The following is a 10,005-nucleotide window of genomic DNA, read 5'->3' as shown; positions in this document are numbered from 1 at the left end:
AAAATAATGCACAACCAATGATCATATAAATAAACACAATCGATGGACCGGCCAAACTAATGGTTTTTCCTGATCCCATGAATAATCCGGTACCTATTGCTCCACCAATCGCAATTAATTGTAAATGTCTGTTACTCAGATTACGCTTGAGATCTTGTTGTTCATATTCATCATGTGTTTCGTTTAACGCCATAGCAAAGTTCTCTGTTATTTTGACAACAGAAATAAGCAATTATTGTTCCAAGTTAATATAGATAATCGCTCGTTATGATACAATTTAAACAAACAGATAATTTTATTCTTAATTTATTGCAGATAATCTTCTATTTAATTTTTACCATGTGACCAAATACGATTACTCAATCATTCAGATGAAGTTAGCTGTATAGCAAAGCGCTAGCTTAAACGCTTTGCTAACAATCGTATTTAAATATCACTCTTCGTTTTCAATAAGACCAAATTTTGCTATCGCAGCTTGAACAATTTCATCAAAATATGGATGTGCCTGTTTTAATTTATCCAACGCATCTGTAATTGGTGTTAAAGCATCTTCTAATGTATTGTGTTCATAATTATATATAACTGTTTGTTTATCTAAGCTCGTAATCAGAAGATACCAGTTACCTTCTGGATTAAACTTAAAACCTAATTGTTCAATCTGTGGATATTGCTTATTCATTGCAATAACAAACTCTTTCCATTCTTTTGCAAAAGTTTTATTAAAACCATTTTTCCATAAAGCAAAATTGAGGATCATTCGATCGTTATCATTTATAAAGAAATTAGTAAGCCACCAGTTATTTGTTTCATCATTTTCGCCTTCATTCGTTAATTCATAAAATGCATAAAGATTTTTCCATGTTTTAGAATCTTCAAAATCAAAATCTTCATTTTTCCATTTCGATGATAAAAACCACGTTTCATTTTCATGAAAATCATAGGAACCTATAAGACTATCATCATTAAAATTTTCTACAAACTCTTCAATTAAATTATCGACTGCATTGAAAATTTTTTCACTTAATTCACCATTAAGTAAATTATTTGCCTGTTCCAATAATTGAATATTTTCAATAATCAGTTTAGCTGCATTTGTATTACTATTACTCATTTTCTTATTCCTATATACTTAGAAAATAAATTATTAAAAAGTTTTAATATGATCAGCAAATTGTTTTGCTAACCAAGCGCTACGATTATTTACATCAGATTTTTTGGCATATTTATAAAACAATCTGGATATCTGTAACCATGAAATACCTATCAATCTTTTTTGATTTCCTTGATCTTGGTATCTTACGGGTAATTTTCCATTTTTAGTTAAATAAATCACTGCCCAATCTCTTGTTAATCCGGCCTTAGCTTGTACTAAATTAATGTAACGCTGCAATTGATCTTGTCCTTCAGTCGCATCAATTTTTATTTCAATAAACAATAAAAACTGAGATGTATCAATTTCAATATCAATTCGATTTTCTTGTTGACCTAAAGGACAACATTCAGCTATGGTTGAGTATCTTTCAACGTTGTAAATTTGAAATCGTTCTGGCAATAAAGATATAAGTTCTTTTAAAAACTCATTACCTCGCCCATGATCTCCTCGATAATCTAAAAACCATTTTAGAACTTGACTATTTTTTACTTCATCTCTTCCCAAGCCAGCAGTCTGCCAAACATTGGCATGCAAACCTTGTTTTTTGGCTTCTCTTATAGGTTGCTGTACTTCATCTGATTTATATACAGTAAAAAAGCGTTTCAATTTTTGATAATCAATAAAAACCTTTCGCCAATCCTTAAAGAACAGTTCAAGTCTTCGATCTAATGATAGATTCTGTAATTCTCTTTGTTGCTGCCGTTCTATTTCTTTCCAGCCTTCAAAAAAATCTAATAGCTGAGGAGAAATATCATTCATACGTAATTCCATCACTACTCCAATATTTATAAAATTTGTCCAATCTATAGTATATTTTGTCTTTTAGTTGTCTAAGGTAATACCTCTATAAATTTCATCAAATACACACATATTAATACAACATAAGAAATTGATTATTATATAATTAAACCAAAATCTCCCGCTTGCCATCTGCGTCCATTGGGCTAACAATTTCGTCGTCTTCCATCTGATCAATAATTCGAGCAGCTTGAGTATAGCCTAACCCAAATTGATGTTGTAATGATGACACCGACACCTTACGGGTTTTAAGCACAAATAATGTACATTGATAAAGCAGATCAGCATCAATATCGTAACCATCATCATAGGAACTAATGTCAAATGGATTTAGCCTATAAGATTCTAAAAGTGCCTTAATATACTGAGGTTTAGCACATTGACGCCATACATCACAAATACGATTAATTTCATCAGTGGAAACAAAAGCACCAGACACATATTCAGGCTCTACTTTACCCGGCCCAAGAAACAACATATCGCCTTGAGCAGATAAATTCTCAGCACCATCATGATCCAAAATAAGACATGATTGAATATGGTGATCGACTTTCAAGGCAATACGACTTGGAATATTAGCTTTAATTCGCTCTGTGATTATATTTTTCGATAAATTTTGTGTAGCAAGTACCAGATGAATACCTGCCGCACGAGATTTTTGTGCCAAATATGAAATCATTTTTTCGATTTTTTTACTGTCTTTTTGCATCACATCAGCAAGTTCATTCACAACAACCACAATTTGTGGTAAATCTAATTCAATATTTTGAACATTGGTTTCTTTGATTTTTGTATTATAATTTTTTAATGTACGAACATTTATAGAAGAAAAAAGTGTATAACGTCGCTCCATTTCATGAATACACCAGTTTAATACATTCAATGTATCTTTCTCATTTGTGACAACGGGTGTCAATAAATGAGGAATATCTTGATAATTTGCCAGTTCAGACTGTTTACAATCAATCAAAATTAAACGGATTTGATCGGGCGTATATTTTAACAAAATCGATAATATCATCGAATGGATCAAAGATGATTGATTGGAATTTATTGAGCCCGCTATTAATAAATGTGGTGCTTTATTCAAATCTGTTGTAATGATTTCACCTTTAGTATTTTTTCCAAGTGCCAGCGTAATCAATACATTGCTATTAGAATAATTTTCTGCTTCCAGTATTTGAATTAAGCCTAATTGTTTTCTTTGCGGATCAATTTTATCTAGCAAATCTAAATTTGGAATATTATAGGATTGCTCACATTTATCCATATGCAGAATATGAGTGCTAGCTGATATATCTGCATTTATATTTTCATCAAAATGATCTTCTTGCAAAAAATCCTCCAAAGTATCAACCGCACCATCAAAACCTTTATAAGATTGTTTGTATTGCTCTAAATCTTCAAAATCCATATCATAATTTTCAATCGCATCATAAATATACCTTTGGACTTTTTCAAATAACTCCTGTGGCTCCAAAACCTGTATTGAATGTGCCTTTTCAATTAACCAGTTTAGAAGACTATTTGTGATTATACTACTTGCAGTTAAAGTAAAATAATCATCATCAAATTCCGTAATTTCCTGAGAAAAATGAATTGGATTATTCTGTAGATCATCAAGCAAATCATTTTCACAACGCAATTTAATTTCTAATTCATCGCGCTCAAAATAAGCATATTCATATTCTTTTTCTTCGATCAAGTTATCTAAATCAAAAGCATCAATATCTACACTAATTCGCTGTTCAATCAATTTTACCTGATCAAATCTTTGTAGATTAAAGGTTCTCAAAACACTACGATGACCCATTATTTTACTTGCCATTAAAAATTGTTTATGTCCATGCTGAATAATGCCATGTGGTTTTAATGTATATGCCTGTTTTTCAGTCTGTCCTTCTTTACAATATAAACATTCTAACCACAATTCACTGTCTAAAAGTGCTTTATAAATTTTTTTAATTTCATCACAGTCAAAATCATCGATATATTCAGGAGAATAGCCTACCGACACAAAACGAATACGTGATCGCCAATCTTGTAATTTGGTATTTTTAACCAGTTGTTGTTCAGCTGATTCAAAAAAATCTGATACTTTGTGATAAATTTCGTGAGGTAAATAGTGTTGCAGATACTCATTTGCCATAACTAATACTAACGCTTTTTCTGCACTTAACGGCTCTATTGAAGCATCTTGGCTTAAATAATACTTATCAGGTTGATTACCTTTTAATATAATTTTCTCAAGTGTTCCACTCGTCAAAATGACATTTAATGTTTTTAAATCACGTCGAATTGCCTTATTAATTGACTTTTCATCAATTACATCACTATACAAACTTCTAAGATATGTTTTTAGTTGCTCAATGGAATAAGCCTTGGATGATTGACGAGGTAAAATCTGATAAATTCTCAATATACGTTTTATTTGACTGGGAACAATTTCACTCATTCTGTATTCTCATATACATTGTTCTGGTGCAATAAGAATATCAAGGTTATGAGACAAATAATGTCTCACGAATTATTTTTTTAATTTTTATTTATCAAGCAAAATCCTCACTTCTACGCTTCATCACTTAATTCTTGCATCGCTTTCTCTAGCACTTCGTATATCCGTTGATCATGACATTGTGCTACGTTAAATCTTAAAAAATGACTTGCGTTATTCGATTGACTAAAGGCATTACCGGGCGCCAAAATCACATTATACTTTAAACAGATCTTTGATAATTCGGCAGCATCAATATGTTTCGGTAATTGGCACCACAAAAAAATACCGCCTTTGGGAATTACCCATGGCGTAATATCTAATTTTTCCAATTGTCGAATGGCTTTACTCATGTGATCGGCTAAATGCAGTTTTAATCCTTCCAGATGTTTCCTAAAACTACTGTCAGATAAAACTGTATAAATAATTCCTGCATTTAACAAGCCACAGCCAAAATTAGTGGCAATTTTCAGATTAATTAAACCATCAATCAAACGTGGGTGGGCTGCAATATAGCCACAACGGATAGATGCAGAAACTGTTTTGGAAAAACTACCCATTTGAATAACATTGGTAAAACCATTTAAATCCAGATAACGCGGTGCCGGAACAAATTCAAAATCTGCAAAAATATCGTCTTCGACAATGGTTAAATTGGCCTGTTCTGCCACTTTTAAAATCTGATAAGCGGTATGCGTGGAAAGTGTTGCCCCAGTGGGATTATGAATGCCTGCATTAGTAATATAAAGTTTGGGCTGATGCAATTGTACGATCTGCTCAAATTGCTCAATATCCGGACCATTCTCGGTATAAGGCACAGCAACAATATTGACACGATGGACTTTGAGTAAACTTTGAAAATTAAAATAGTAAGGATCATCAACCAGTACGCTATCGCCTGCTTGCAAAAATAATCTGCAAATCAGATCTATGGCCTGAGTGCCAGACTCCGTTAACAAAACTTGATCCGGTTGAATATAAATTCCCTTTTGCTCTATACGTCGTGCAATCCAGTGCCGTAAGGGCTGGTGTCCCCATGGATTGGCATAATTTACCAGTAGATCGGTATGTTGTTTGGATACTTTGCGTAGTGCCTTGCGAATGCTGAGTTCCGGCATCCAATGCCCGGGTAACCAGCCACACCCGGGTTTAAGTACTTGTGGTTGTGCAATCAGGGATTGACGGGAAATCCATAATGGATCAATTTCACGATCGACCAATCGTGTGAGTTCGTGCTGAGGAAAAGCAGTCTGAGTACCTGATACAAAATAGCCGGCACCTTGCCTTGATTCAATCACTTTCTCTGCCACCAGTCGATCATAGCTTTCTATAACGGTTGAAACAGAATAACCAAGTGTTTTGGCTAACATCCTTACCGAAGGCAAACGTGCCCCCATCATCAGATGATGATTTTCAATTTTTGACCTGATATGTTGCATGGTTTTTTCAATTTTTGTCATAAAAATATTTTCCATTTCAATACACTGTATTGGAATATCATACATAACAGTTAGTTTAAATTGTACTGGATTGTACATAGTGATTGATCTGATTCACAGCCAAAGTAAGCCTATTTTTAAGGGGCTACTTATGCATCAAAAATCACAAGGCTGGTTGAATGGTTTACTTGGCGTTATTATTTTTGCCGGATCATTGCCTGCTACACGACTGGCGCTGAGGGACTTCAATCCGGAATTTTTAACGGGTATCAGAGCCGTTATTGCAGGAATATTAAGTCTGGCTATTATCATTATTTTCAAGCAGGGTAAACCTGAAATAAAGCACTACGCCTCTCTTGCAATTGTAGCATTTGGTGCAGTATTTGGATTTCCATTTTTCACTGCTTTAGCCTTACAATCTATCACTTCAGCACAGTCTATTGTTTTTATTGGCTTATTACCTTTATCAACAGCAATTTTTGCTGTTATACGAGCAAAAGAACGACCTCAATCCAAGTTCTGGTTATTTGCTATTTTAGGCAGTGCATGCATTATCTATTTTATTTATCTACAAACGCAAAGTAAAAATGACTTACTTGGTTATTTCTGGATGATTTGTGCCATTGTGGTTTGCGGTCTAGCTTATGCCGAAGGTGGAAAACTATCCCGAACTTTAGGTGGATGGCAAGTGATTGCATGGGCATTAATTTTTTCCCTACCGATCATGCTGATTTTTACTTGCTTTTATCTTCCCAAAACATTTCATCAGGTTACGCTATCAGGAATGTTAAGCCTATTCTACGTTTCTGTTTTTAGCATGTTTCTGGGATTTATTTTTTGGTACAAAGGTTTAGCACAAGGCGGCATTGCTGCGGTAGGACAACTTCAATTATTACAACCATTTTTTGGTTTTTTGTTGGCTGCCCTATTCTTACATGAGACCATTGAATGGCAATTTATCGCTATCAGTATGGCAGTTTTGTGTTGTGTGGGATTTGCAAAAAAATATGCCTATGCAACATAATACAAATTCAATAAGCCCTACTTTGCAGCGATCAAATACGCACCAAACATTTTTACAGTATTTAAATCGTTAAAAAGCGGTATAACGTTTTAGATTTTATCACTTGCGTTATATCAACATACTCTAAATGAAAAAATTAAATCATTTACGCAAGTCTATCGTCTTGTGCAGAAATAAAGATAAACGTTGCCATTCGTCCTGTTTTTGCCTGTCGACGATAAGAATAAAACGAGTCTGTTTCAGCATAGCTACAGCGATCGCCACCTGTTACCGACGTTATTCCCAAAGCCTGTAATTTTTTAGTCGCAATGGCATATAAATCGGCGAGATATTTACCATTCTGTCGTGCAATAAAGTCATTTTCAAAATCAGAATTTTGACTGACAAAAGCGGCTTTTACTTCTGCCCCAACTTCAAAATTTGCTTGACTAATTGCAGCACCAATCCATGCATAAACAGGCTGAGTCTGCATTTTAGCGAGTGTGGCTTCAATAATCCCATTGGCCAGTCCACGCCAGCCAGCATGCAGACAGGCAATTTCTGTTCCTTGTGCATTACTGACCACGATCGGCAGGCAATCGGCTGTCATCATCATCAATGCCACACCTTTTTGCTGTGTGACTAAACCATCACCATCTAGCAATGTTGCCTCGATTTGATCATCTACCAGATAAGCTGTTGTACTATGCGTTTGGTTTAGCCATTGCAGGCGTGTTACACCATAAGGCTGTAATGCTTTTAGCAATGCGATACGGCGTTTTTGTACTTGTGACGCAGAATCGCCTACATGCAGGCCTAAATTAAACTGCAAATAAGGCTGTTGTTGTGTTTGCTCAGAATCAATGATTGCCAATGTTTGTCCTGCAAATATGTCCTTCGGCAAGCCTTGTGCCTGATGCCATAAGAATATTTGGGGTGCTTTAATCATTCAATTATTCTCCCTTACTTTGTGCATCCTGCTGTAATAGCTGGACCAATCTGGAAAAATCTTCAGGCCATTCTGCTTCAAATCGCATTTCTTCGCCAGTTACAGGATGGATAAGTCCCAAACAACGAGCATGCAAAGCCTGACGTTTAAGCTGCTGTAAATACTGTGTCAATTCAATACCAATACTTTTGGGTAATTTCAAACGAGCATAGGTTTGATCACCCACCAAAGGATGTCCCATGTGAGCAAAATGAACACGAATCTGGTGAGTACGACCAGTCTCAAGTTGCGCTTGTACTAGACTAAAATACTCAAATCGCTGTAGCACATTGTAATGCGTTACCGCAGGTTTACCCCCATTAACAACCGCCATCTTGGTACGCTCTACCGGATGACGTTTAATTGGTGCATCAACTGTTCCTCCAGCAATAATATGTCCATAACAGACCAGATCATAGACCCGATAGACCGATTTACTAGCAAGTTGCCGTGTAAGTGCATGTTGTGCTTCCAGTGTTTTGGCAATAACCAATAATCCACTGGTATCCTTGTCAATACGATGTACTAGGCCTGCTCTGGCCAACTCACGAGATTGGGGATAATGGTAAAGTAAAGCATTAACCAATGTTCCTGATGGATTACCTGCGCCTGGATGCACCACCATACCAACCGGTTTATTAATGACCAAAATTGCATCATCTTCATAAACAATATTTAATGCGATATTTTCTGGTTGATTGAATAATTGTGCTTCAAGCTTAACATCCAGAGTTAAAGTTTCATTGCCTTCACTACGATTTTTGGGCTTGACGTGTTGTCCATTAATTTTGAGTACACCATCACTGATCCATGATTTTATTTTCTCTCTAGAAAAGTCATCCCAGAGCTGTGCAGCAATTTGATCAAATCTTTGTCCTAAATAACGCTCATCCAATTGACAATGGCGTTGAATATGCGTAGCTTGCGGTGTTGAAAATTGTTCTTGAATCTCATCAAATTCAGATGCCGTTTCAAGTATTGTAGAATTTTGTGCAGATTGCGTGGAAGTCATTTGCTCACATTTCAATAAAAATGGTTTAATAGGCGTATTGTAGCTGATTGCCCATCATGACACAGAGGAGTTTTTATGTCGCTACCACGTTTTAATGTTTTAGTGTTGTCTTTATCCATAGGCATCACTTCTGTAATGGTGGGCTGTAGCAGTAATCCCAAAAAGGTTGTCGATACCGGGCCACAATCAAGCGAACAGGTATACTATGAAAAAGCTGTTCAAGCACTTGATAAAGGGCAATATACTGAAGCTGGTAAACAACTTGAAGCTTTAGATACTTATTTTCCAACTGGTCGTTATTCTCAACAGGCACAGCTTGACCTGATGTATACCAAATTCAAACAGGGAAATTATGCTGAGGCTGTCACGATTGCAGATCGTTTTATTCGCTTGAATCCACAGCATCCTCAAGCGGACTATGCTTATTATTTACGCGGTGTAGCTAATATGGAGCAAAACTATGATGGTTTGCTACGCTATACCTCACTAAAACAGGCACATCGTGATACAGGATATCTTAAAGTTGCTTATCAGAATTTTGCCGACTTCATTCGTCGTTATACAAGCAGCAAATATGCAGTAGATGCTGCGCAACGCATGCAATTTATCGGGCAGGAACTGGCTGAAAGTGAAATGAATGCCGCACGCTTTAATATTGAGCGTAAAGCATGGGTTGCTGCATTACAACGTGCCCGCTGGGTTTTAGAATATTATCCACAAGCCCCACAAACTGCTGAAGCAATTGCTACCGCAGCGTATGCCTATCAACAATTGGGTGATCAGGAATCTGCACAACAATATATCAAACTGTTACAAGCAAACTATCCTGAACTGCTTAAATCTAACGGAACGGTTAATCTAAAGGCAGCACGTCATCAGGCCAGCTTATTTAATCGCTTCTCTTTAGGAATTTTTGGTCGCTCTGCTCAAAATAGCGCCAGCGCATCTTCTGAAGTTGCTGCACCACATTCTGTTGTGCCGCAAGCCGAACAAACACCTGCTGAACAGCCAAAGCGTAGCTGGTTAAACCGTTTAAGTTTAGGTTTACTGGATAAAGATCAGCAAAACTAAATGTTTTTTTGCTGTAATTTTGATTAAAGTAATTTGAGCATCACATG

At 35.9% G+C, this 10,005-nt stretch carries 8 protein-coding genes and 1 pseudogene; 2 read left to right on the top strand and 7 right to left on the bottom strand.

Annotated features, from left to right (window positions below):
* From F4V57_RS09700 to F4V57_RS09680, 5 genes and pseudogenes are all read right to left on the bottom strand, one after another.
* Nucleotides 1-193: pseudogene (locus F4V57_RS09700) on the bottom strand (amino acid transporter); the annotation flags it as partial.
* 240 nt (nt 194-433) lie between these two features.
* Nucleotides 434-1,111 (bottom strand): hypothetical protein, encoded by a 678-nt coding sequence (locus F4V57_RS09695; protein WP_070068449.1) that lies wholly within the window; start codon nt 1,109-1,111, stop codon nt 434-436.
* A 33-nt stretch (nt 1,112-1,144) separates the two neighbouring features.
* Nucleotides 1,145-1,924: a PD-(D/E)XK nuclease family protein gene (locus F4V57_RS09690; RefSeq protein WP_081409123.1), complete on the bottom strand. Its 780-nt coding sequence runs from the start codon at nt 1,922-1,924 to the stop codon at nt 1,145-1,147.
* 133 nt (nt 1,925-2,057) lie between these two features.
* Nucleotides 2,058-4,406 (bottom strand): FtsK/SpoIIIE domain-containing protein, encoded by a 2,349-nt coding sequence (locus tag F4V57_RS09685; RefSeq protein WP_070068450.1) that lies wholly within the window; start codon nt 4,404-4,406, stop codon nt 2,058-2,060.
* Between the two features lie 113 nt (nt 4,407-4,519).
* The gene (locus F4V57_RS09680) at nt 4,520-5,905 is read right to left on the bottom strand and encodes an aminotransferase-like domain-containing protein (protein WP_406564506.1); all 1,386 of its coding nucleotides are present in this window, start codon (nt 5,903-5,905) and stop codon (nt 4,520-4,522) included.
* A 130-nt stretch (nt 5,906-6,035) separates the two neighbouring features.
* On the opposite strand from F4V57_RS09680, the gene F4V57_RS09675 reads away from it, so the two are divergent.
* Entirely contained in the window at nt 6,036-6,908 is an 873-nt protein-coding gene (locus F4V57_RS09675) for a DMT family transporter (RefSeq protein WP_070068600.1), read from the top strand.
* 145 nt (nt 6,909-7,053) lie between these two features.
* Here F4V57_RS09675 and pgeF read toward each other — a convergent pair whose 3' ends face one another.
* The gene (gene pgeF / locus F4V57_RS09670) at nt 7,054-7,836 is read right to left on the bottom strand and encodes a peptidoglycan editing factor PgeF (protein ID WP_070068451.1); all 783 of its coding nucleotides are present in this window, start codon (nt 7,834-7,836) and stop codon (nt 7,054-7,056) included.
* A 4-nt stretch (nt 7,837-7,840) separates the two neighbouring features.
* Nucleotides 7,841-8,887 carry a 23S rRNA pseudouridine(1911/1915/1917) synthase RluD gene (gene rluD / locus F4V57_RS09665; RefSeq protein WP_070068452.1) on the bottom strand — a complete coding sequence of 349 codons (1,047 nt, stop codon included), beginning with the start codon at nt 8,885-8,887 and terminating at the stop codon, nt 7,841-7,843.
* A 75-nt stretch (nt 8,888-8,962) separates the two neighbouring features.
* On the opposite strand from rluD, the gene F4V57_RS09660 reads away from it, so the two are divergent.
* A complete protein-coding gene (locus F4V57_RS09660) occupies nt 8,963-9,958 on the top strand; it encodes an outer membrane protein assembly factor BamD (protein WP_070068453.1) in 996 nt (331 codons plus the stop codon).
* The last annotated feature ends 47 nt before the right edge of the window (nt 9,959-10,005 follow it).

This window comes from Acinetobacter qingfengensis (assembly GCF_008693185.1).
Taxonomy (GTDB): domain Bacteria; phylum Pseudomonadota; class Gammaproteobacteria; order Pseudomonadales; family Moraxellaceae; genus Acinetobacter; species Acinetobacter qingfengensis.
Note: the sequence above shows the minus strand (reverse complement) of the source record. Positions and strands in the feature narration are given on the sequence as shown.

Coding starts and splice junctions, on each gene's coding strand:
- F4V57_RS09695 (WP_070068449.1), bottom strand. CDS start 1,111: ATGAGTAATAGTAATACAAATGCAGCTAAACTGATTATTGAAAATATT.
- F4V57_RS09690 (WP_081409123.1), bottom strand. CDS start 1,924: ATGGAATTACGTATGAATGATATTTCTCCTCAGCTATTAGATTTTTTT.
- F4V57_RS09685 (WP_070068450.1), bottom strand. CDS start 4,406: ATGAGTGAAATTGTTCCCAGTCAAATAAAACGTATATTGAGAATTTAT.
- F4V57_RS09680 (WP_406564506.1), bottom strand. CDS start 5,905: ATGACAAAAATTGAAAAAACCATGCAACATATCAGGTCAAAAATTGAA.
- F4V57_RS09675 (WP_070068600.1), top strand. CDS start 6,036: ATGCATCAAAAATCACAAGGCTGGTTGAATGGTTTACTTGGCGTTATT.
- pgeF (WP_070068451.1), bottom strand. CDS start 7,836: ATGATTAAAGCACCCCAAATATTCTTATGGCATCAGGCACAAGGCTTG.
- rluD (WP_070068452.1), bottom strand. CDS start 8,887: ATGACTTCCACGCAATCTGCACAAAATTCTACAATACTTGAAACGGCA.
- F4V57_RS09660 (WP_070068453.1), top strand. CDS start 8,963: ATGTCGCTACCACGTTTTAATGTTTTAGTGTTGTCTTTATCCATAGGC.